The 21,450-nt window shown below is 73.5% G+C and carries 19 protein-coding genes; 1 reads left to right on the forward strand and 18 read right to left on the reverse strand.

Features of this window, described 5'->3' with window-relative positions; all coding sequences use genetic code 11:
* Positions 1 to 38 precede the first annotated feature (38 nt).
* The 18 genes from ACLQ20_RS13910 to ACLQ20_RS13995 all read right to left on the reverse strand — a co-directional run bounded on the left by ACLQ20_RS13910 (position 39) and on the right by ACLQ20_RS13995 (position 20,592).
* Positions 39 to 455, reverse strand: coding sequence for a YchJ family protein (locus ACLQ20_RS13910; protein ID WP_327028444.1), 417 nt, complete (start codon positions 453 to 455; stop codon positions 39 to 41).
* A gap of 67 nt (positions 456 to 522) precedes the next feature.
* The gene (locus tag ACLQ20_RS13915) at positions 523 to 894 is read right to left on the reverse strand and encodes a hypothetical protein (protein WP_327028443.1); all 372 of its coding nucleotides are present in this window, start codon (positions 892 to 894) and stop codon (positions 523 to 525) included.
* Positions 895 to 1,006: 112 nt separating this feature from the next.
* Positions 1,007 to 2,038 carry a methyltransferase gene (locus ACLQ20_RS13920; RefSeq protein WP_358118308.1) on the reverse strand — a complete coding sequence of 344 codons (1,032 nt, stop codon included), beginning with the start codon at positions 2,036 to 2,038 and terminating at the stop codon, positions 1,007 to 1,009.
* The gene (locus tag ACLQ20_RS13925) at positions 2,035 to 3,213 is read right to left on the reverse strand and encodes an aminotransferase class V-fold PLP-dependent enzyme (protein ID WP_425855817.1); all 1,179 of its coding nucleotides are present in this window, start codon (positions 3,211 to 3,213) and stop codon (positions 2,035 to 2,037) included. Before ACLQ20_RS13925 ends, ACLQ20_RS13920 begins: the two co-directional genes overlap by 4 nt.
* Positions 3,210 to 4,484 (reverse strand): tryptophan 2,3-dioxygenase family protein, encoded by a 1,275-nt coding sequence (locus ACLQ20_RS13930; protein ID WP_425855819.1) that lies wholly within the window; start codon positions 4,482 to 4,484, stop codon positions 3,210 to 3,212. Before ACLQ20_RS13930 ends, ACLQ20_RS13925 begins: the two co-directional genes overlap by 4 nt.
* Positions 4,485 to 4,559: 75 nt before the next feature.
* Positions 4,560 to 5,264, reverse strand: coding sequence for a tryptophan 2,3-dioxygenase family protein (locus ACLQ20_RS13935; protein ID WP_425855822.1), 705 nt, complete (start codon positions 5,262 to 5,264; stop codon positions 4,560 to 4,562).
* A 449-nt stretch (positions 5,265 to 5,713) separates the two neighbouring features.
* On the reverse strand, positions 5,714 to 7,759 hold the full coding sequence (locus ACLQ20_RS13940) for a glycosyl hydrolase family 28-related protein (protein ID WP_425855824.1): 2,046 nt from the start codon (positions 7,757 to 7,759) through the stop codon (positions 5,714 to 5,716).
* 57 nt (positions 7,760 to 7,816) lie between these two features.
* Positions 7,817 to 10,201, reverse strand: coding sequence for a discoidin domain-containing protein (locus tag ACLQ20_RS13945; protein ID WP_425855826.1), 2,385 nt, complete (start codon positions 10,199 to 10,201; stop codon positions 7,817 to 7,819).
* 164 nt (positions 10,202 to 10,365) lie between these two features.
* Positions 10,366 to 11,370 (reverse strand): LLM class flavin-dependent oxidoreductase, encoded by a 1,005-nt coding sequence (locus ACLQ20_RS13950; RefSeq protein ID WP_151453649.1) that lies wholly within the window; start codon positions 11,368 to 11,370, stop codon positions 10,366 to 10,368.
* Positions 11,367 to 11,693 (reverse strand): TIGR04076 family protein, encoded by a 327-nt coding sequence (locus tag ACLQ20_RS13955; RefSeq protein ID WP_151453650.1) that lies wholly within the window; start codon positions 11,691 to 11,693, stop codon positions 11,367 to 11,369. The genes ACLQ20_RS13950 and ACLQ20_RS13955 overlap by 4 nt, the downstream gene beginning before the upstream one ends.
* Positions 11,690 to 12,067, reverse strand: a complete 378-nt coding sequence (locus ACLQ20_RS13960) for a nuclear transport factor 2 family protein (protein WP_425855828.1) — start codon at positions 12,065 to 12,067, stop codon at positions 11,690 to 11,692. The genes ACLQ20_RS13955 and ACLQ20_RS13960 overlap by 4 nt, the downstream gene beginning before the upstream one ends.
* Before the next feature lie 51 nt (positions 12,068 to 12,118).
* Entirely contained in the window at positions 12,119 to 13,765 is a 1,647-nt protein-coding gene (locus ACLQ20_RS13965) for a DUF885 domain-containing protein (RefSeq protein ID WP_425855829.1), read from the reverse strand.
* Complete coding sequence (locus ACLQ20_RS13970; RefSeq protein WP_425855830.1) at positions 13,762 to 15,000, reverse strand: amidohydrolase family protein; 1,239 nt, start codon at positions 14,998 to 15,000, stop codon at positions 13,762 to 13,764. The genes ACLQ20_RS13965 and ACLQ20_RS13970 overlap by 4 nt, the downstream gene beginning before the upstream one ends.
* A gap of 10 nt (positions 15,001 to 15,010) precedes the next feature.
* Positions 15,011 to 15,994, reverse strand: coding sequence for an ABC transporter ATP-binding protein (locus tag ACLQ20_RS13975; RefSeq protein ID WP_151453654.1), 984 nt, complete (start codon positions 15,992 to 15,994; stop codon positions 15,011 to 15,013).
* On the reverse strand, positions 15,991 to 16,968 hold the full coding sequence (locus ACLQ20_RS13980) for an ABC transporter ATP-binding protein (protein ID WP_327028434.1): 978 nt from the start codon (positions 16,966 to 16,968) through the stop codon (positions 15,991 to 15,993). The genes ACLQ20_RS13975 and ACLQ20_RS13980 overlap by 4 nt, the downstream gene beginning before the upstream one ends.
* A 3-nt stretch (positions 16,969 to 16,971) precedes the next feature.
* Positions 16,972 to 17,892 (reverse strand): ABC transporter permease, encoded by a 921-nt coding sequence (locus tag ACLQ20_RS13985; RefSeq protein ID WP_151456999.1) that lies wholly within the window; start codon positions 17,890 to 17,892, stop codon positions 16,972 to 16,974.
* The gene (locus ACLQ20_RS13990) at positions 17,889 to 18,977 is read right to left on the reverse strand and encodes an ABC transporter permease (protein WP_425855833.1); all 1,089 of its coding nucleotides are present in this window, start codon (positions 18,975 to 18,977) and stop codon (positions 17,889 to 17,891) included. Before ACLQ20_RS13990 ends, ACLQ20_RS13985 begins: the two co-directional genes overlap by 4 nt.
* Before the next feature lie 7 nt (positions 18,978 to 18,984).
* Positions 18,985 to 20,592, reverse strand: coding sequence for an ABC transporter substrate-binding protein (locus ACLQ20_RS13995; protein WP_425855835.1), 1,608 nt, complete (start codon positions 20,590 to 20,592; stop codon positions 18,985 to 18,987).
* Positions 20,593 to 20,895: 303 nt separating this feature from the next.
* Between ACLQ20_RS13995 and ACLQ20_RS14000 the strand changes: the two genes are divergently transcribed.
* On the forward strand, positions 20,896 to 21,432 hold the full coding sequence (locus ACLQ20_RS14000) for a helix-turn-helix domain-containing protein (protein WP_327028431.1): 537 nt from the start codon (positions 20,896 to 20,898) through the stop codon (positions 21,430 to 21,432).
* Positions 21,433 to 21,450: the final 18 nt, after the last annotated feature.

A 21,450-nucleotide genomic window follows, 5' to 3' on the forward strand; every position in this document is an offset into this window, starting at 1 on the left:
GCGTCCCGGTCGCGGTGCCCAGGCGCCGCGACCGGGCGTCAGTCAGGCAGCGCGTCGAGGTAGACCCAACGGCCGTCCTCGCGGACGAACCGGCTGCGCTCGCTCTGCGTACCCGGCTGGCCGCCGGCGCGGTGGTGGGCCCGGAACTCGACGGTGCCGGTGGCGTCGAACAGCCCGCCCCGGTCGGTGTCGACGATCTCCAGGCCCGTCCAGCGCTGGCCGGGGTCGAGGTCGAGGGCGCCCGGCCGGGTCGAGGAGTGCCAGCTGCGCAGCAGGTACGCGGTGTCGCCGACGGCGAAGGCGCTGTACCGCGAGCGCATCAGCGCCTCGGCGGTCGCCGCGTCCGCCTCGCCCCGGTGCAGCCGCCCGCAACATCCGGCGTACGGCTGGCCGGCGCCGCAGGGGCAGGGCCGGTCACGGTCGTCGGCCGCCCGCCGGCGGGATCGCTTCGCCACCGGCCCATTCTGGCCGACGCCCCGGCGCCGCCGGCGTCCGGACCCCGCCGCGCGTCGTGGTGCCGGCTCAGCCGGCGCTCGTCCGGGGCGCCCGTCGGGTGCCGAACGACTCCATGGTCGTCGCCTTGCGGGCCGGGGCCTTCGAGGCCGCGCCGGCGCGGGTCGCCGCGGCCTTCGCCGCCTTCTTCGCGGGCGCCTTCTTCGCGGGCGCGGCGGTGGCGGGCGCCTTGCGGGCGCGGGCCGGGGCCGCCGTGGCCGAGGTGTCCTTCTTCCGGGCCGCGCGGGCGGTCGTCGGGGTGGGCTTCCCGCCCGGGGACCTGGCCGCGGTCGCCCCGGTGGCCCGCTTCGTGGCCGTCGCCACCTTCTTCGCCGCCGCCGCCCGCTTCATCGGGGCCTTGCGCGCCCCGGTGGCCTTCCTGGCCCGTCCTGCGTCCGCCATCGTCGCTCCTCCGGAATCGGCCCTGGGCGCACGGTCTTCCCCCGGCCCCGGCGGTCAAACGCCGCCGAGCCGGCGTGGCGGGGAAGCGGCCCCGCCACGCCGGCCCGGCGGATCACACCCCGGCCACCGGCTTGTACGCGCAGACCAGCTCCCAGCCGCCGGGCAGCACGGCCACCCGGTCGAAGCCGACCTCCTTGAGCAGGCCGGTGTAGAACTCGACCTCCCGCAGCCGGCTGACGCAGCTGTCGACCCCGATGAGGAAGTAGCTCCAGAAGAACTGCATCGCCAGCCGGTCCGGGGTGCGGAACTCCTCGCAGATCACCAGCAGCCCGCCCGGTTCGAGGGCCGCGTACGCCTTCTCGACCAGCCGGCGGGCGACGTCGTTCGGCCAGTCGTGCAGCACCCGGACGAACGCCATGGCGTCGTAGCCCGTGGGCAGCGGCTCGGCGAAGAAGTCGCCGCCGACGAAACCCAGCCGGTCGGCATGCCCCCCGCGGGCCGCGGTGGCCGCCACCAGCGGCGCCACGGCCGGCAGGTTGTACACGTCGGCCCGCAGCCCCGGGGCGTCGTCGAGGACGTGCGCGGCGAGCGTGCCGTCGCCCCCGCCGACGTCCAGCAGGCGACGCCGGTCCGGCCACAGCCGGTCGGCGTTGCGGTGCACCGTCTCGATCACCGGGCCGAGACCGACGGCCATGCTGCGCTCGAAGTCGGCGGTCTGCTCGTCGGTCTTCGGGGGCCAGGCGAAGTCGTCGTCGCTCATGCTCACCTCGCCCCGCAGGCTCTCGGCCAGCCGTCCGTGCAGCCGCCGCCAGGGGTAGCGGTCCCGGTCGCGTTCGACGGCGCCGGGGCCGACGACCGCCGTGACGGCGTCCCGGAGGCCGGGCACCGCGCGGTACGTGGCCGTCGTGATGTCGTCGCCTGGCTCACTGCGCTCGACGACGCCGAGGCTCTCCAGGCAGTCGAGGAACTTGTAGAGCCGCAGGGGCCGTACGCCGAACCGGGCGGCCAGCTCGCCGAGGCTCGCCGGCCCGGGCTCCAGCGCGTCGAGCAGTCCCATGCCGAGCGCGGTCTCCAGCACGTCCATGGCCTTGGGCCCGTTGGCGAGCAGACTCATCAGCGCCCGGGGGGACAGCGTGACCTTCACCGTTTCAGCTCCTCTTCCAGGGCGTCCATGAACGTGTCGATCTCGTCGAGGGTGTTGTAGACGTGCGGGCCGACCCGCAGGTGGCCCCGCCAGCTGCAGACCATGTCGCGCGCGACCAGCCGCCGCTTGACGGCCTCGCCGTCGGCGACGTCCAGGCAGACGACGCCGCCGCGCCGGTGCGGGTCCGTCGGGCTGACCACGTCGATGCCGGCCGCCGCGGCCCGGTCCAGGACCCGTTGGGTGCAGGCGAGCGAGTGCCGGCGGATCGCGTCGACGCCCACCCCGGCCAGCAGGTCCAGGCCGACCTGGGAGACCAGCGAGGTGAGGGGGAACGGGGTGCCGCCGGCGAACCGCCGGGCCCCGTCGGCCCAGCCGGTCGACGGCTGGAACGTGAACGCCCGGTCGCCGGCCTGCCAGCCGGTCGCCGCCGGTTCCAGCTCCGGGACCAGGCCCGGGCGGACGTAGAGGAAGGCGGTGCCGACCCCGCACAGCCACTTGTGCGCGCCGCCGAGGACCACGTCGACGCCGAGCGCCGTCACGTCCAGCGGCATCACCCCGACGCTCTGGAAGGCGTCGACCACCACCAGGGCGCCGACGTCGTGGGCGCGCCGCACCAGCCGGTGCAGGTCGATGGTGGCGCCGGAGGAGAAGCTGGCGTGCGGGACGCACACCAGCAGCGTGCGTTCGTCGACGCGCGCCTCGAGGGCGTCCTCGTCGAACCGCGGGCCGCCCGAGCCGACCACGTCGAGTCGGGCGCCGTAGCGGCGGAACGCGTTCCAGATGAACGGCACGGTCGGGTACTCGAGGTCGGTGGTGACGATCCGGTCGCGCGGCGGGCGGTAGTCGAAACAGGACGCGACCCGGGCGAGCAGCGTGCTGAGGTTCGCGTCCGTGACGACGCTGCCCGCCGGCGCGCCGATGAGGGCGGCGACCGAGTCGGCGTACCGGTCGAGGCCGACGTGCCAGCCCTGCCAGACCTCGTCGCGCCAGCTCCGCAGCGTCTCCCAGTAGCCGGTGAGGACGTGTTCCGCCCCTCTGGGCACCGCGCCGGTGGAGTTGTTGTTGAGATAGACGGCGCTCTGGAGCAGGGGGAACTCGGCGCGCAGGGCGGCGTGCGCGGTGGCGTCGAGGCACTCGGGCAGGTGCGCGTCGGGGTGCGGTTCGGGCGGGCTCACTCGGGGCTGCCTCCGGTCGGTGCGGTCGGGGACGGGGATCGGGAGTCGTCGGCGACGGAGGTGAAGACCGGGATGGACCGGACGGCGGCCAGGTAGGGCGTGCCCTCCGTGTAGCCGGTGCCGGGGCGGGGGCCGAGCATCCGGGTCGCCAGCCGGTGGTGCGTACGCCGCCACTGGACGACCGCAGCGGCGAACGACCGCATCTCCTCCTCGACCCGCTCGCCGCCGGGCGCGGCGAGCAGTCCGTCGCGTACGGCGGCCCGGAACGCGTCGTCGACCGACGGCCGCCCGGCGTGCACCCGGTCGCGGACCTCCGGCACCTGGTGGTAGGCGGCCGAGTCCAACCGCGACCCCTCCGGGGTACGGCACAGCGACTCCACCAGCTTGTAGGAGCGCGACTGGATGGCGCTCGCCCCCTCGGTGAACTCCCGGAAGGTCCGGAACGCCTCCGCCTGCATGGTGGCCAGCAGCGAGAACAGCGGTCCGGCGGCGGTGAGCTGCTCGCGGGCGTACGCCAGCCGCTCGACCGCCGGTCCTGCGTGGCCGGCGGTCAGGGCGGCGACGGTGGCGCGCAGCTCGTCGGCGATTCCCGCGAAGAGGCACTCGTACGCCTGGAGCACCCGGATGAACAGGTACTCGTCGTGTGTCACGTGGACCGGCAGCATGCTCAGCCGCAGCACCAGCTCCCCGGTGGGATCCGGGTCGGCGGCGAGGGCCCGCAGCTCGTCCGGGGTCGCCACCGCCTCCCGGTGGGGGACCGTGCCGGCCAGGCCCAGCCGGACGAGAGCGGGGGACGCGGCCCGTACGCCGAGCCGGTAGCGCTTGGCCACCACGTCCCGGCTCGGGCGCCGCTCGGGCAGCAGGTCGGTGGCGCCGGAGGCGGCGGTCAGCTCGAAGGCCAGCGCGTCGGCGACCAGGCGGACGAGGAGCCGGTCCCGGTCCCGCCGGGCACCGACCGGGTCGGCGGCCGGCCCGTCGTCGACGTCGTCCCCGCAGGGCAGCCGAAGCAGCCGCAGCGCCAGGTAACTGCGGTAGTCGTACCGGCCGTCCCACTTGTCGAGCGCGGCGTCGAGGAAGTCACCCAGCAACCGGGCGTGGGCATCCCGCGCGGCCGCCGGCACCGTCGACTGCGCACGGGCCTGGTCGAGCAGGGCCAGCAGTTCCTTCTCGACGAAGTGTTTGCCGACCCGGTGAAACTCCGCCAGCACGGCGGAGTATGGGAAACTGTCGGGCTCACCGGCACCGGACAGCCAACTCGTCAGTTCACGCACGAACCGTACCTCGACATTTCGGTCGCCACGCAGACAGGTGGGGAGGGATTGACAATTTCTGGTGGACGACGATTGTCAGGGACGACCGACCTGTGATTCGTTACCGGATTCGTCGGTGGGCTTCAGGCGGGCCCGCCACAGTTCGGGGAAGAACCGGTACCCGACGAGCTTGGCGAGCATCGTCGCCTCGGCGCCGTCCGGGGCGTGGCCCCCGACGCGCAGGGCGATCTGGTAGTGCCGCGTCCGCCACAGCGACACCCGCTCGTCCCACTCGACGAGCGCCTCGGCGAGCCGCTGGACGGGGTTCGCCGGATCCGGCCGGCCCAGTGTGGCCGGGTCGATTCCCTGGGCCTCCAGCTGCTCGGCGAATGCCCGGCCGAGCTGTCGGCTCGTGGCCTGGACCTGCCGCCAGCCGGGCGACTCCGCGCCGGATCCCTTGCCCAGCGCCGGTTGCATGGCCTGGAAGTCGGCCGGGGACAGGTGCCGGAACATCTCCAGCTGGTCGGTGACCAGCTGGATTCCGAGCGTCGCCCGGGCCAGCAGCGACTCGGTCACCGCCAGCTCGCCGGCGCGCAGCCGGGTGACCGCCTCGGCCAGCTCGGCGGCGGCGAGTTTCAGCCACAACTCGGTGGACTGGTGCACCACCTGGAAGAGCAACTCGTCGCGGTGGAGCATCTCCTCCGGACGCCGTTGCAGGTCGAGCAGCGCGTCCAGCCGCATGTAGCGCGCATAGTCCGTGGCGCCGTCGCCAGGCAGCACAGGTGAGTGGTCCCGCTTCACGGAATTGTGTCCCCTTCGGTCGGCGTCGCCGCATCGGAAACCGACGGTGCGACAGCGCGTGCGGCGGCCATTATGCAACGACGAAAGGCAATGTGTCACGCGCCTGTCGCACACCGTGTCCGTTTTCGGAAAGGGGAGGGTTTCCGCCATTTTCGGCGACATTCACAAGGCGGTTTGTTAGCACATTTGGTCGATATTCGTCAATCGTGGTGAACGGCTGACCCGTCATACGGCCGGCGGGTGGGTGCGGGGTTGGGCCGACGGTTCCCGTCGGGCGGGGCACGAGAAAGCCGCCGCCGTGCCGGGGTGTCCCGGTACGGCGGCGGCTGGCGGTGGCGCGGCGGAGTCGGCCGAGCCTACGATCGCCCCTCCGACCTGGCGCTGGGCACCCGCCGGACAGGACTGGCCGGTGCGGTGGGCGGCGGAGTCCACCGCCCACCGCGAGGGGCTCACCAGGCCGACGGTGGCGGTGGCGGCACGACCGGCGGCCGGTCGTCGCAGGTGATGGTGTTCGGCAGCTGCCACGGGGCCAGCCAACCGCCGTCGTTGCCGCCCAGGTCGGTGAGGGCGAACTCCGAGCCGGTCGCCGGGAAGTTGAACGACCCGCAGTTGTTGACGCCGACGGCGCCGACGTTGCGGGCGTCGACGTTGCGCAACGAGGCCGACCCCGCCGCCCGGGCGCTCAGCACGGAGGTGCCCGTGCCGTCGACCCGGATGTCCTGGAACCGGACGCCGGTGATGGAGTGGAGGTCCTTCACGGGCCAGTCGCTGACCAGCATGATGGCGTTGTACGTGTTGTCGAGGTAGCTGTCCCCGATCACCTCGATCCGCGCGTCGATGTCCCGGTCCAGCGCGTAGAACCAGATGGCTCCCAGCCCGATCTTCCAGTTCAGCTCGTACGTGCCGGCGCGGGCGGTGGTGTTGCCGGTGATCAGCAGCCGCCCGGTGAAGGGCTGCGCGCCGAAGCGGGAGCCGACCTGGATCGCGCTGCCCTCCCGCACCGGGTCGGCGACGAGGTTGTGCGACACGGTGAGGTCGGTGCCGCCGTAGAGGGCGATGCCGTTGGCCAGCACCGGGGACTGCACGGTGTTGTGGTCGAAGCGGTTGCGGGCGTTGCCGACCTTCTCCGACCACATCGCGAGCCCGTCGTCGCCGCTGTTGCGGACGAAGGTGTGGGCGACCAGCGAGTCGGTGACGCCGGTGTGGAAGTTGAGCCCGTCCGCGATCTGGTCGACGATGATCGTGTTGGTGACCCGCACGTTGCTCATCGGCCCGTCGAACCAGATGCCCACCTTCGTGTGGCGCAGGTGCAGCCCGTCGATGGTGGAGTCGCTCATCGCGCCGCCGATCGCGTTGACCTGGTCGGTGTCGATGCGCTCGCGCACGTCGCCCTCGATGGCGAAGCCGGAGAGGTGCACGTTGCGGCTGCCGCCGTCGGCGGCGCTCCTGCCGTAGAAGCCGACGCCGGTGTGCACCGAGCCGTCCGGCGCGGGCGTGGGCAGGGCGACCTCGCGTCCCTTGATGATCGTGTACCAGCTGCCGGCGCCCTCGATCGTCACGTCGTCGACGATGATGTGCCGGTTGACCTGGTACGTGCCGGGTGGCAGGTAGACCGGTACGTCCGCCCGCCGGGCGAAGGCGATGGCCCGCTCCAGGGCGGCGGCGGAGTCGCGGCGGCCGGTCGGGTCGGCGCCGAAGGCCAGCACGTTCGCGGCGCGCAGCCGGACGCGCGGCGGGCCGACGAGTTCGGAGTCGAGCAGGTCGATCACCGTCCACGCCGCGTTGCTGCCGGCCGGGGCGGTGAGCCGGATCCGGTCGCCCGCCCGGTACGTCCGGCCGAGCAGCAGCCGCTGCTCGTCGTAGAAGTGGCTGGGGCGGAACGGGGTGGGGATGCTCGGGTACGGGGTGGTGGCCGCCGGCACGCACGAGCACTCGGTGATCCACCAGTCCGGGTGCAGCAGGCCGGCGGTCGGGTCGTTGGAGAACGGGTACTGGTTGTAGAGCCAGGCGTACTGCGAGGTGAGGGTCATCGTCCGGACCCGCCGGTCGTTGACCGCCACGTCCAGCGGGGCGGTGATGCCGCCGCCCTGCGGGGCGTCGGGGATGCTGTAGCGCACGGTGATCGCGTTGGCCGCGCGGGGCAGGACGAACTCGACGTACCGGCCGGGGGTCAGCCGGACGGCGCGGCGGCCGGAGGCCTCGGCGGGCAGCGTGTAGGCGGTGCGGTCGGGGCCGATGACCTCGCCGTCCGTGGTCGCGTTCTCCGCCTCCTGCTCGACGAAGTCGACGTCGGCGCCGCGCCCCGCGACCAGGTGCTGGTCGAGGCCGGCCCTGGTCACCACCGGTGCGGTGCCGGCGGGCGGGGTGGCGGTGGCCGGGCCGGGCGCGCCGGCCAGGACGCCGAGGGCGGTCGCGAGCGCGACGGTGGCGGCGACCGCCGCCCGGGGCCGTCGCCGCGACGACGGTCCGGGCAGCGCAGATCTGCTCAGGGGCATGGCGTGACTCTTCTCGTGGTGGGACGGGTCCGGCCGCGCGGCCGGCAGTGACCGCCGCTACGCGGCGTACACCTCAAGCTGGGACAGCTGCGCCGCGGGCCAGCCGGTGTTGCCGGTGACGCGGATCCGCACGTACCGGCCGGGCGCCGCCGGGACGGCGATCGTCACCCGGTTGCCGGTGGCCGGATCGAAGACCCGGCCGGCCGGGGCGACGGGTGTGCTCCACGCGGTGCCGTCCGGGCTCACCTCGACGGAGAGGGTCTGGGTGCGTCGTTGCCAGGCGGCGGCGGGCGGGAGCCGGAGCACGACCTGTCCGACGGGGACGATCGCGCCGAGGTCCACCCGCACCCACTGCGGGAAGGCGTTGCCGGCGCTCTCCCAGTAGGTGTCCGCGTCGCCGTCGACGGTGTTGGCACAGCCGTAGGCCTGCACGTGGCTGCTCTCCGTCACCGACCTGCCCCGGGCGAGGTCGGCCCCGGGCGCCGGCGCGGTGGTCGCCGACACGGCGGCGGAGGGCGCCGACAGCGTGCCGGCGCCGTCCACCGCGACGACCGTGAAGGTGTACGTGGTCTGGGGCGTCAGCCCGCCGACGGTGGCGGAGGTGCCCGGGACGGACGCGACGGTCTGCCCGTCGCGGCGCACCTGGTAGCCGGTGATGCCGTCGGGGTCGGTCGACGCCGTCCAGGCCAGCGACACGCTGGTCGAGGTCCGGCCGGTCACCGTGAGGCCGCCCGGCGTGGTGGGCGTGGTGGGCGTGCCGGTCGCCGCGTACACCTTGACCTGAGCGAGTTGGGCCGCCGGCCAGGCGGTGTTGCCCGCGACGGTGACCCGGACGTGGCGGGCGGCGGTGGACGGCACGGTGAGGGTCGCGGTGTTGCCGGTCGCCGGGTCGAACCGGACCCCGACCGGCCCGGTGAGCGTCGTGAAATTCGTGCCGTCGGTGCTGCCCTGCACCGTCACCGTCTGGGTGCGCGCCTCCCAGCCGGCGGGCACGGCAAGGACGACCCGGGCCACCGGGTGGCTCGCGCCCAGGTCGACCCGCCACCACTGGGGGAAGGCGCCGTTGGCGGACTCCCAGTAGCTGTTCGGGTCGGCGTCGACGGCGTTGCCGGCGGCGAACGCGCCGTTCTGGCTGCTCGCCGACGCCGGCCGGCCGGCGGCCAGGTCGCCCCCGGGCTGTGGGCCGCCGCCGAGGACGGGCGGCGTCGGTCGTACGGGGGTCAGGGCGAGCTGCCCCTTGAACATCCGGCCGCCGTCGGCGGTGATCCGCAGGTAGTAGTCGGCGGAGCAAACGGTGCCGTCCTCGTCCAGCGCCCGGATGCCCGCCCCGGCCGGCGTCGTCGCCTGCGTCTCGCTGGTCTTGGCGATCTGGTTGCCCTCGTTGTACTCGTCGAACATGGAGACGTAGAGGCCCTGCGCGCCCAGCCGGGTCATGTTGTAGAGGTGCCGCCAGTAGAAGTCGCCGTGGCGGCGGTGCCCGGCCGACAGGTCGCCGGGCATCACGCAGGGCTGGTAGTCGATGCCGTGCGCCGCGCAGTCGGCCAGGTCGGGGACGTTGACGTTGGTGTGGAACCAGTCGAGCCCGTCGAGGGTGCCGGTGCGGCCGACCATCCACGGCGAGAGCATGTGGAACGCGTGGTAGACCTCGGAGAAGCCCGGCCGGGAGTCGTTGACGCCCTGCCGCCAGTAGGTCGGCACGCCGCCGATGACGTAGCAGCCCTGGGCCTTGAACCAGTTGACGACGTCGAGGCAGGCGGCCGGCGCGAACGGGCGGCCGTCGTCGTTGAAACCGAAGCCCCAGACGCAGACCACCGGCCGGCCGTTCTGCCGCGCGTACGCCGGTGAGGCGGTGTGCGCGGACATCCGGTCGAGCCAGTCCTGCTTGATCTGGGACTGCATCGCCGTCCAGCCGGTGACGTCGTACATGACGTAGAACTTGCGGCCGTGGCGTTCCGCCGCGCCACGGACCTTGACCGTCATGGCGTCGCGGGTCGGCCCCTCGTCGCCGAACGGGTTGAACCGTTGCAGGGCGGCGGTGTCGCAGCCGTGCTCCTGCATCCAGCGGAAGTGGGTGTCGACGGTCTGCTGGTCGTAGGAGGAGAAGAGCTGCGCCGGCTGGCCGTTGCCGAGCGGCGGGTACGCGGTGGTGTAGCCGCGGGCGTACTCCCGCATGTCGGGCCAGGAGACGATCGTGGTGTTGGCCGGGGAGGGCGACTGGAACCGGTCGCGGCTCCAGTGCCACCAGCCGCCGATGGGCGCGCCGTCACCGGGGCAGCTGAACCAGCCCTGGTAGCCGACCGAGACCTTGCCGACGACGTCGCCCGGCGGGCTGGCCGCGTACGCCGTGCCGCGCAGGGCGGAGACCAGGTCGGTGGGTGAGACGGCGGCGAGCGCCGAACCGGCGGCGAGGGATCCGATGAGTCTGCGACGGGACACCGCCATGGCCGTCTTCCTTCCGGTAGCGGAAAGGTATCGATGGCCATGGTGCAGTAGGCGACTCCACAATGCAAGAGCGAGACCCAAGAATGAAAGAACACGACCGGGCGTGGAAATTTGTCAGATGGGGGCGGGTCGTGAACCCCTTCCGGCCCGCCCCCACCGGGGCGTCACTCCCTGAGCAGCGGCAGCACCCGGCGGCCGAGCAGGTCGACGCCACCGGCCGGGGTCAGCCCGTGCGGGGTGCCGAACTCCACCCGGGTGGCCCCGGCGTCGAACACCGCCGCGGCCTGCGCCGCGACATGTTCGGGCGTGCCGGAGAAGGCGAACAGGTCGAGCAGGTCCCCACCGATCAGCGCGCCGGCGAGATCGTGCTCCTGGCGGGCGACGTGCTGCTGGATCCGCGCCAGCAGCTCCGGGTCGATGTCCACGTTGGGGTCGAGGGCAGCGACCACGGCGAGGTACATGGCGACCTCGGTGCGGGCCACCCGGCGGGCCAGGGCGCCGTCCTCGTCCACCACGGTGACCGCACCGATCACCACACCCACCTGGTCCCGGCCGGCGGGCGTGGCCTCGTCCAGCCAGGCGCGCATCGTCTTGGCCATCGCCGGGTTGGCCGACCCGCCGACCTTGATCTCCGAGGCGAAGGCGGCAGCCGTCCGGGCGGTCTGCTGACCCCACGTCCCCACCAGGACGGGCACGTCGGCGCGGACCGGGGCGTAGCGCAGCGCCGTGCCGGGCGCCACGGTGAACTCCCGGCCCGCGAAGCCGCCCTCGTCGCGGGAGAGCAGCAGCCGCACCACGTCGACCGTCTCGGTGATCCGGCGCAGCGGCCGGGCCTGCGGCACCCCGATCTGGTCGAGCCAGGTGCCCCGGGCCAGCCCGAGGTAGGCCCGCCCGTTCGACGCCAGATCCAGGGCAGCGACCTGCCCGGCGATCTCCACCGGGTGCATGGTGAACGGGTTCAGGCAGGCCGACCCGAGCCGGATCCGCCGGGTGTGCCGGGCGGCCACCAGCAGCGGGAAGATCGGCGGCTGGTACATCAGGTCGCCGAAGACCGACAGCACGTCGAAGCCGTGCCGTTCGGCGAGTTCGGCCAGTGCCGCGTACTCGTCGGCGCTCTTGTCGGACTGAAGTCCGATGCCGACGAGTCGGCGTCCGTCGTCGGTGCTCACGTCAGGTCTCCAGTGGGAATCTGCCGCCGGGCGGTCCGTTCGATGCGCATGATGACCCGCTCGTCCGGGTCCGGGCAGGCCACGTGACTGTCCCGGGCCAGCCAGTCCTCCGGCGGCAGCGGCCGCTGCTTGGCCGGCAGCAGCGGCAGGCACGCGGCGAGGGCGTAGAGGCAGAAGTGCTTGCCCGTCGGGATGCTGAGCCGGTTCGACTCGGTCAGGTCGATGTAGTCACCCGGCCGTAGGCCGCAGACGGACCGGCCCTCGATCCGCTCCACCACGACCCGCAGGTCGTAGAGGTCGGTGACCGGTTCCTCGGCGCTCATCGGACCGCCTCCGCGTGGTGGTGCACGATGCGCCAGCCCCGCTCGTCGCGGCGCAGCACGTCGGTCACCCGGAAACAGTCGTCCGGCTGCCCGCCCGCGTACCGGGCCCGCAGGACGTAGCGGACCAGGCCGGTGTCGTCCCACGACTCGACCCGGAACTGCTCGGGCGCGACCGAGGTGGGGGGCGCGGCCGAGCCCCGGTCCGCCGCCCGGCGGTCCCGCAGGTCGTCCAGGGCGGCCAGCCCGTCCAGCAGCTCGGGCGCGTCGGACTCCCAGATCGTCAGTTCGGGGTGCAGGCGGGCGTCGAACGCCGACCGGTCGCCCAACGACCGGTACATGTCGGTGATGGCGGCGGTGAGATCGTCAACGGTCATCGGGGCTCGCTTCCGGTCGGGGCGGACGGGGGTGACGGGGGTGACGGTGGATCAGGAGAGTTCGGCGAGGCGGGCGCGCAGCGGATCCAGCCCCATCGGGCCGAGCCGCAGGGCGCGGTGGTGGAACCGCTTGCGGTCGAATCCCGCGCCCTCGCGCCGTTCGACCTCCCGGCGGGCCTGCTGCCAGAGCCGCGCCCCGACCTTGAAGGCCAACGCCTGCGCCGGCCAGCCCAGGTAGCGGTCGACCTCGAACCGCGCGGTCGCCGGGTCCAGCCCGGCGACGCGGACCAGGAAGTCCACGGCCAGCTCGGGGGTCCACCGGCGCGCGTCGGTGACGCCGTTCCCGGGCGGGATCGGCACGTCCAGGTGCAGGCCGAGGTCGATGACCACCCGGGCCGCGCGCCACATCTGCCCGTCGAGCATCCCGAGCCGCTCGGCGGGACCGGCGTAGAGGCCGAGTTCGTCGGCGAGGCGTTCGGCGTAGTGCGCCCAGCCCTCGGCGTACCCGTGCACCTGGCACAGCGACCGCTGCCACGGGTGCAGCTCGGCGGTGGTGAGGGTGATCGCGTGCTGGAGGTGGTGCCCGGGCAGCCCCTCGTGGCAGAGCGTCCCGACGTGCCGCCACACCGGCACCGTCGACTCGCCGGGGGGCGTCGACCACCAGATTCCGCCCGGCCGCGTCAGCCCGGCGTCGGGCGGGGTGTAGTACATGACGCCGGAGGCGGCGGGGCTGAGCCGGCACACCACGTGGCGGGTGGCGGCCGGGATGTCGAAGTGCGGTCCGTCGAGGGCGTCGGTGAGCTGTTCGGTGCGCTCGCGCAGCCACCGCTCCAGGTCGGGCCCGACCGGCACCCGGCCGGCGGGGTCGGCGTCCAGCGCGGCCCGCGCCGACGCCACGTCGAGGTGGCCCAGCTCGGCGGCGACCGCCCGCTGCTCGGCGGCGGTGCGGGCCAGCTCCGCCCAGCCGTACGCGTACAGCTCGTCCAGGTCGACGGTCGTCCCGAGGAAGCTGCGCGCGGTGACGGCGTACAGGTCGCGGCCGACGCCGTCGACGTCGGTGGCCCGGGGCGCCAGCTCGGTGCGCAGGAACGCGGCGAAGTCCGCCGTCGCGGCGGCGGCCGACCGCGCCCCGGCAGCCAGCTCCCCGGCGAGCGGCCCGCCCGGGTGGCCGGCCACCAGCCGGCCGTAGAAGTCGTCGGCGGTGACCCAGGCGGTGCACTGGTCGGCGACCGCCAGCACCTGCCGGCGGGCCACCAGGTGTCCCCGCTGCGCCGACCAGCGCAGCGTCTCGGCGTACTGGCCGAGCGCCGCGGGCACCCGGCGCAGGTGCGCGGCGACGACCGCCCAGTCCTCGTCGGTGGCGCGCGGCAGGTTGTCGAACACCTGCCGGACGAGGTGCACCGGCGTCGCCAGCGGGGCGAGCAGCCGGGTGGTGAAGCCCGCGTCGTACAGGTCGACCTCGCTGGCCAGCCGGTCGCGCAGCGCGCCCGCGAGGGCCCGCTGCGCCGTGCCGTCGGCGTCGGCGCCGGCCGCCGCCGTGGCGGTGCCACGGGCCAGCTCCGCGCGGGCCGCGAAGCCGTCGGGGGAGAGGTCCGCGAAGTGCGATCCGGGGGTACGACCCGCCGCCTCGGCGGCCTCCGGGTCCAGCTCGGCGAGCGCGTCGAGGTACCCGTCGGCGACCTCGGTGATGGTCGTCATCGGGCGAAGCCCAGGCGGCCGTGGTCGTCGCGGTATCCGACGCCGCCCTTGAGCACCGCGTGCAGGGTGCGCAGCGCGGACACCGACCGGGTGGGATCGTCGCGCAGGACCAGCAGGTCGGCGTGCTTGCCCACCTCGACGCTGCCGAGCGTGTCGGCCTGGCCCAGCCACTGCGCGGGGCGGATGGTGGCGGACTTCAGCGCGTCGGCGACGGGCATCCCGGCGTCCACCATGAACTCCAGCTCACGCACGGTCGCGGTCGTCTCGTCGTAGCCGGCGTGCGGCGGCATGTCGCTGCCCAGTGCGATCGGCACCCCGTTGCGGATGGCGTGCTGGAGGCTCTCCCAGTGCCGGGGCCCGGCGCCCAGGGCGCGGTCCATCAGCCAGCCCGGCACCCCGGCGTCGCGGAAGAACTGCTCGCAGCGGCTGACCACGATGGTCGGGACGTACCAGACACCCCGGTCGGCCATCAGCCGGGTCACCTCGTCGGTCAGCTCGTAGCCGTGCTCGACGCAGTCCAGCCCGAGTTCCACGGCGCGGCGCACCGACTCGGCGGGGCCGGCGTGCGCGGTGACCTTGCGGCCCCAGTCGTGCGCCACCCGGATCACCGCCGCCAGCTCGTCGTCGAGCAGCTGCGGGGTGTCGATCGACTCGAACTCGCCGGCGATGCCGCCGGAGATGCACACCTTGATCAGGTCGGCGCCGGCCCGGATCTGCTGCCGGGTGAGCCGGCGGAACCCGTCCGCCCCGTCGGCCTCCAGGGCGTCGGCCTCCCAGCCGTGCCCCCCGGTGCAGCAGAGGGCGTGCCCGGCGGTGAAGATCCGTGGGCCGTCCACCGCGCCGCGCTCGATGCCCTTGCGCAGGGCGAAGTCGGCGTACCGGCTCTCGCCGACGAGCCGGGCGGTGGTGACCCCGGAGTGCAGGGTCCGCCGCGCCGAGTCGGCCATCAGCAGCACCAGCTCGGCGAGGTTCGAGCGGTGCACCTCGTCGCCGAAGTGGCCGGGCAGGCCGAGCGAGAGGTGCACGTGCATGTTGGTCAGGCCGGGCATGACGTGGTCGCCGTGCAGGTCGACCACCCGGGCGCCGCCGGCCTCGGCGAGGACGTCGTCGACCGGGCCGACCGCGCGGATCGTGCCGTCGGCGCCGACCCAGATGCCCTGGTCGCGCTGGAGGTCGTCCCGCACGCCGTCGTAGAGCGCGAGGTTGACCAGGACCTGTTCGGTGGGGATGTGCATGCGGAGTCCTCTACGCGGCGGGCGCGGTGGTTGGCGCCACCGTCGGGTCGTTGAGCCAGCAGGCGGCGCTGCGGCCGCCGAGGTCGAGCGTGGGCGGCTGCTCGCCGCACGGCGCGAACGCGTGCGGGCAGCGCGGCCGGAACCGGCACCCGGTCGGCGCGTGCGCCGGGTCGGGCACCTCCCCGGCGAGCGTCCTGGGCAGCTGCGGGTGCGGGCCGATCTGCGGCACCGCGTCGATCAACGCCTGGCTGTATGGGTGCCGGGGCGAGCGCCACAGCTGACGGGTGGGCGCGGTCTCCACGATCCGGCCCAGGTACATCACCGCCGTGACGTCGGCGATCTCGTGCACCAGGGACAGGTCGTGCGAGATGAACAGCATGCCCATGTCCAGGTCCCGGACCAGCCCGACGAGCAGGTTGACCACCTGCGCCTGGGACGAGGCGTCCAGCGCGGTGACCGGCTCGTCCGCGATGATCATCCGGGGCTCCGGCGCGAGCGCCCGCGCGATGGCGAGCCGCTGCCGCTGACCGCCGGAGAACTGGTGCGGGTACCGCTCCGCGGCCCCGGCCGGCATGCCGACCCGGTCCAGCAGGTCGGCGACCCTCGCCCGGCGGGCGGCGCCGGTCACCGTGTCCGGCACCCCGTCGAGGAGCTGGGCGCCGATGGTGCGCCGGGGGTTCAGCGACGCGTACGGGTTCTGGAAGACCATCTGGAGCCCGACCTGCGGCTCCGGCCGGCGCCGCCAGCCGAGCGGGGTGACCGGGCGGCCGGCGAACCGGATCGCCCCGGCGCTCGGCGCGGCCAGCCCGACCGCCACCCGGGCCAGCGACGACTTGCCGCAGCCGGACTCGCCGACCAGGCCGACGATCTGGCCGGGCGCCACCTCGAGGCTCACCCCGGCCACGGCCCGCACCGGCCCCCGGCCGCGCGCCTTGTACTCGACCTCGACGTCGCTGATCTCGAGCAGGTTGCCCGAGCCGACGGGCTCGTTCATGCCGCCACCTCCAGGTGCGGACGGACCACGCAGGCCACCGACCGGTCGGCGCCGGCGGGGGCGAGCGGGGGCGGCGCGCTGCCGCAGGACGGCTCGGCGTACCCGCACCGGGGCTGGAACGGGCACCCGGGCGGCGCCTGCCCCGGCGCCGGCGGCCCGCCCGGGATGGGGCGCAGCGTGCCGACGGCCTGGGTGCCGTGCGGGCGGGCGCCGAGCAGCGCCGCCGTGTACGGGTGCCGCGGCGCGGTGAGCAGCGCCCCGGTGGGACCGGTCTCCACCACCCGCCCGGCGTAGAAGACGTACCCGCGGGTGGTGAGCGCGCTGAGCACCCCGAGGTCGTGGGTGATGAACGCGACGGCCAGCCCGGTCTCGGCGCGCAACTGGTCCAGCAGCGCCAGGATGCCGGCCTGCACCGTCACGTCGAGCGCGGTGGTGGGCTCGTCGGCGATCAGCAGGCGGGGGCGGGCGGCGAGGGCGATCGCGATGGCCGCCCGCTGCCGCATGCCGCCGGAGAACTGGTGCGGGTACGCCCGCACCGCCCGCTGCGGGTCGGGGATGCGGACCTGCTCGAGCAGTTCCACCGCCCGCCGGTCGGCCGCCCGCCGGTCCAGGCCCAGGTGGACCTGCATGTGTTCGGTGAGCTGCCGGCCGATCGTGAGCATCGGGTGCAGCGCCGCCGTGGGGTCCTGGAAGACCATCGCGATGCCGGCGCCGCGTACCTTCTGCCAGCGCTTCGTGTCCAGGCCGAGCAGTTCGGTGCCGGCGAACCGGGCCGATCCGGTGACCTTGGCGCCGGCGGGCAGCAGCCCGAGCAGGGTCTGCGCGGTGAGGCTCTTGCCGCACCCGCTCTCCCCGGCGATGCCGACCATCTCGCCCTCGTCGACGGTGAACGACACGTCGTGCAGGATCGGCAGCGGCCCGGTGGGGCCGGGCAGGGTGACGGCCAGGGAGTCGACCTCGAGCAGGGGTGCCATTTCTCAACGTCCCTTCGCGTAGCGGGGGTCGATCCGGTCGCGCAGCGCGTCGCCGAGCACGTTGAAGGCCATCACCACGGTGAGGATGGCCAGACCGGGGAAGACGCTGACCCACCACATGGAGAGGTCCTGCGAGCCGAGCGCCACCATCGAACCCCACTCGGCGGCCGGCGGGCGGGGGCCGAGGCCGAGGAAGGACAGCGCGGAGAGCAGCAGCACGGCGTTGCCCAGTTCGAGGGTGGCCAGCACGATCGCCGGACCCACGCTGTTGGGCAGGACGTCGCGGCGCAGCGCGCGCATCGGCCCGATGCCGAGCAGCCGGGCGGCGCTGAGGTAGTCCTCGCCGCGCATGGTCAGCACGGCGCTGCGGATGACCCGGGCGTAGACCGGCCAGGAGACGATGACCAGCGCGAGGACGGCGTTGCGGGTGCTGGGGCCGAACGCGGCCGTGACCGCCATCGCCAGGATGATCTGCGGGAACGCGAAGACCAGGTCCGTCAGGCGCATCAGCGCCTCGTCGACGAACCGGCCCACGTAGCCGGCGACCAGGCCGAGCAGGCCGCCGATCAGCAGGGCGAGCGAGACGATGGCGAGCGCGAGGGGGATCGACAGGCGGGAGCCGTGGATCACCCGGCTGAACACGTCCCGGCCGAGGGAGTCGGTGCCGAACCAGTGCGTGCCGGACGGCGGCGCGTAGGCGTCGGGGCTCTGCGCCAGCGGGTCGAACGGCGCCACGAGCGGGGCGAGGAGCGCCGCCAGCAGCCACCCGCCGAGGATGACCAGGGCCACCACGGCGATCGGCTGGCGCCAGATGGGCCGCGCCGTCGAACGTCCCCGCAGCCGGCCGCCCAGGAAGCGGCGCCGGGTCAGCGCGGCGGTCGCCTTCGGGTCGGGCGCCACGGGATCGGGTGCGAGTGCGGTCATGACAGTCGGATCCTCGGATCGATGAGCCCGTACAGCAGGTCGACGGTGAGGTTGACCAGCGTGTAGACCAGCGCCACGAACAGACTGACGCCGAGGATCGCGGGCAGGTCCAGCGCCGTCGCGCTGCGGTACGCGTACTGGCCGAGGCCCGGCCAGCCGAAGATGTTCTCCACCAGCACCGTGCCGGAGAGCAGCGAGGCGAAGGCCAGCCCGGAGACGGTGATCACCGGGACCAGGCCGGCCCGCAGCAGGTGCCGGCGGAACACCACCCGGGCGGGCAGGCCCTTGGCGTACGCGGCCCGGATGTAGTCCTGCTGAAGCACCTCCAGCATGGACGAGCGGACGAACCGGACGAGCATCGCCACGGTCAGGCTGGTCAGCACGAGCACCGGCAGGATCAGGTGCTGGGCGGCGTCCCAGGCGACGTCCCACTGGCCGGCGAGGGCGGCGTCGACCGTGTACATGCCGGTCACCGTGGGCGGCGGGCTGAAGTCGGTCGAGAGCCGTCCGCCGCTGGGCGCCAGGCCGAGCTGGTAGAAGAAGACGTAGAGCACGACGAGCGACAGCCAGAACGGCGGGGTGGAGAGGCCGAGCAGCGCGCCGACGCGGATCAGCTGGTCGGTGACCCGACCGTTGCGCACGGCGGCGAGCATGCCGATCCCGGTGCCGATGAGCAGCGCCAGCACCATGGTGGGGATGGCCAGTTCCATGGTCGCCGGCACGTACTGGAACAGGTCGTCGGCCACCGTGCGGCCGGTCTGCTGGGAGATGCCGAGGTCACCCGTCAGCAGGTTGCCCAGGTACTGGAAGTACTGCACGTACAGCGGCTGGTCCAGGCCCCACTTCTCCTGAAACGCGGCTACCGCGGCCGGGTCGTTGAGCGCCTGGTCGGAGAGGTTGGCCGTGACCGGGTCGCCGGGCACCACGGTGACCAGGCCGAACGTCACGATCGTGACGCCCAGCAGCAGGCCGGCGGTGATGGCCACCCGCTTGAGCAGGAAGACCAGCAGTGCCCGGTGCGGCCGGGGCCGGGACACGGTCGTGGTGACCGCGCCCGGCTCGGCGTCGTCGACTGTCGTCGTCATGGAGTGACTACCCCCGGCCCACCGCGGCGAGGTCGACCTGCCAACCGGCGGCGGTGTAGTCCGTGCCGGTCAGGTCGCCGCTCGCCACCACGGTGGAGGAGTTGCTGGCCAGGACGACGTACGGCGAGGCGGCGTTCATCGCCCGCTGCCACTCCTGCATGGCGGCGGCCCGGGCGGCCAGGTCGAGGGTCTCGGTGACCTTCTTGCCGGCGGTCACGACGGCCGGGTCGGCCCGCTCCACCGTCCAGCCCGAGCGCAGCGCGGTGGCCTGGCCGGGGGACATGTTGTTGATCAGCGAGTCGGCGACCGGGTAGTTCAGGCTCTGCGGGGTGAACCCGAGGGCCATCTTGCCCGTACGCATCTCGTCGAGGAAGGTGGTCAGCGGCTGCGGGGTGAGCTCCAGCTTGATGCCGGCCTCGGCGGCGTCGCCCTGCACCTTCGTCGCGACCGTGCCCAGGTCGACCCCCTTGTAGGTGATGGCCGGGTAGTTGAACTTGACCGTGGGGTTGGTCAGCCCCGCCTCGGTGAGCAACGCCTTGGCCTTCGCCACGTCACGCTTCGACTGCTCCTCGGCGGGCAGCGCGCCCGGGTAGGCCGGGGCCACCAGGCCGGCGCCGGGGGCGGCGCCCTTGCCGTACAGCCCGGCGATGCCCTCGTAGTCGATGGCGGCCCGCAGCGCCTGGTTGAACTTCGCGTTCGAGCTCACCGGCGAGACGGCCGGGTCGGCGTTGAGGAAGAGGAAGTAGACGGTGTCCTGCATGGCGGAGGTCTTCAGGCTGCCCGGCAGCCCCTCCAGCAGCTTGCCGGAGATGTCCAGCGCGATCTCGGAGCCGCCGGCCCGCTGCATGGTCAGCTTCTGGGTCTGCACGTCCATGTTGCGCAGCACGACGCGGCTGAACTCGGGCTTGTCGCCCCAGTAGTTGGGGTTGGCCTCCAGCACCACCTGCGCCGACGGGTCGTACGACTTGAGCACGTACGGGCCGCTGCCGACGGAGTTCGTGTCGAGGTACTGCTGCGCGGTGTCGCTCTTGGCGGCGTCGGCGGCGTCGGTCGCGCCGTGCTCCTTGGCGACCTTGGAGTTCACCACGCCGGTGGAGGGCATCGCGAGCACCACCGGGATGTTCGGGTCGGCGGTCGCCGAGGTGACCACCACGGTCCGCTCGTCGGTCTTGGCGAACGTGAGGCCGCTGACCATGACGGCCGGGCTGGCCTTGACGTTCTTCAGCCGGTTGAGGGAGAAGACCACGTCGTCGGCGGTCAGCGCGGTGCCGTCGGAGAACTTCACGCCCTCGCGCAGCTTGAAGGTGAAGGTCTTGGCGTCGGGCGACGCCTCGAACGACTCGGCCAGGGCCGGGACCGGCTTGCTCACGTCCGAGCCCTCGAAGGTCAGCAGGGTGTCGTAGAGCGAGTGCACGGCGGTGAGGCCGGTCGCCTCGTAGATCCGGCCGGGATCGAGGGTCTTGAGGACGAACGAGGTGTTGACGGTGAGGGTCTTGGCCGAACCGCCGTCACCGTTTCCTCCGCTGCCGCCCGCGCTGCACGCGGTGCTGGAGGCTATGGCCAGCGCCGCCAGAGCGATCGCTCCGACGCGGAGCCGGCGAGGGGACACCGACATGCTGTTCCTACCTTCGTATGGGCCGGCCCGCGCGGGACGGGCTCTGGGGGCTGTCACACCCGGTGACGTCGGTGACGCCGCGGCCGGGGCCGTTGGTGCAACCGTGGCGGCTTCGCGGGTCTGCGCCGTTGTGCCGTCATGGGGTTGGATGTACCCGGACGGGACTCGTGTCCGGTTCATGTCTCAACGCCGCTTGTCTAGTAGCGCCAAACGCGTTCACCTTATGTTTGACCACCCTAGACAGCGGCGTATAGTCACGTCAAACATTTCTAGCCACACTGTTTTCGGAACGAGGAAAGACGCATGCTCGGTGACCAGCTCCGCGACCTGCGCCAGCAGCACTCCCTCACGCTGCGCCAGCTCGCGGCGGCGGCCGACGTGTCGCCCGCCCTGCTCAGCCAGATCGAGAACGGCGCCACGGACCCCAGCCTGGCCACCCTGCGTAAGCTCGCCAAGGTCTTCGACACCTCCATCGCGGCGCTGTTCTCCGAGCCGGACGCCCCGCTGGTGCACATCAGCCGGCCCGGCTCGCGGTCCCGGCTCGCCGCGCCTCCCGGGCAGATCGCCTACGACCGGCTCACGCCGGGGCGGGGCGACCTGGAGGTGCTGGAAGCCGAGCTGGCGCCCGGCGACGCCAGCTCCACCGAGCCGTGGGCGCACCCCTCCACGGAGTGCGCGATCGCCGTCACCGGTGAGGTCGTCGCGGAGATCGGCGGCGAGAACTACGTGCTGAAGACCGGCGAGGCGATCACCTTCGACTCCCGGCTGCCCCACCTCTACCGCAACGCCAGCGACCAGCGGGCCCGGCTCATCATCGCGGTCACCCCGCCGACCCCCTGACCCACCCGGCACGTCACC

The sequence above is a fragment of the Micromonospora sp. DT46 genome (genome assembly GCF_049841735.1).
Taxonomy (GTDB): domain Bacteria; phylum Actinomycetota; class Actinomycetes; order Mycobacteriales; family Micromonosporaceae; genus Micromonospora; species Micromonospora reichwaldensis.

Bases quoted from the DNA above. Each gene is read 5' to 3' on its own strand.
- ACLQ20_RS13965 (WP_425855829.1), bottom strand. From the start codon at position 13,765: ATGACGACCATCACCGAGGTCGCCGACGGGTACCTCGACGCGCTCGCC.
- ACLQ20_RS13940 (WP_425855824.1), bottom strand. From the start codon at position 7,759: ATGCCCCTGAGCAGATCTGCGCTGCCCGGACCGTCGTCGCGGCGACGG.
- ACLQ20_RS13995 (WP_425855835.1), bottom strand. From the start codon at position 20,592: ATGTCGGTGTCCCCTCGCCGGCTCCGCGTCGGAGCGATCGCTCTGGCG.
- ACLQ20_RS13985 (WP_151456999.1), bottom strand. From the start codon at position 17,892: ATGACCGCACTCGCACCCGATCCCGTGGCGCCCGACCCGAAGGCGACC.
- ACLQ20_RS13975 (WP_151453654.1), bottom strand. From the start codon at position 15,994: ATGAACGAGCCCGTCGGCTCGGGCAACCTGCTCGAGATCAGCGACGTC.
- ACLQ20_RS13945 (WP_425855826.1), bottom strand. From the start codon at position 10,201: ATGGCGGTGTCCCGTCGCAGACTCATCGGATCCCTCGCCGCCGGTTCG.
- ACLQ20_RS13915 (WP_327028443.1), bottom strand. From the start codon at position 894: ATGGCGGACGCAGGACGGGCCAGGAAGGCCACCGGGGCGCGCAAGGCC.
- ACLQ20_RS13980 (WP_327028434.1), bottom strand. From the start codon at position 16,968: ATGGCACCCCTGCTCGAGGTCGACTCCCTGGCCGTCACCCTGCCCGGC.
- ACLQ20_RS13960 (WP_425855828.1), bottom strand. From the start codon at position 12,067: ATGACCGTTGACGATCTCACCGCCGCCATCACCGACATGTACCGGTCG.
- ACLQ20_RS13990 (WP_425855833.1), bottom strand. From the start codon at position 18,977: ATGACGACGACAGTCGACGACGCCGAGCCGGGCGCGGTCACCACGACC.
- ACLQ20_RS14000 (WP_327028431.1), top strand. From the start codon at position 20,896: ATGCTCGGTGACCAGCTCCGCGACCTGCGCCAGCAGCACTCCCTCACG.
- ACLQ20_RS13970 (WP_425855830.1), bottom strand. From the start codon at position 15,000: ATGCACATCCCCACCGAACAGGTCCTGGTCAACCTCGCGCTCTACGAC.
- ACLQ20_RS13955 (WP_151453650.1), bottom strand. From the start codon at position 11,693: ATGAGCGCCGAGGAACCGGTCACCGACCTCTACGACCTGCGGGTCGTG.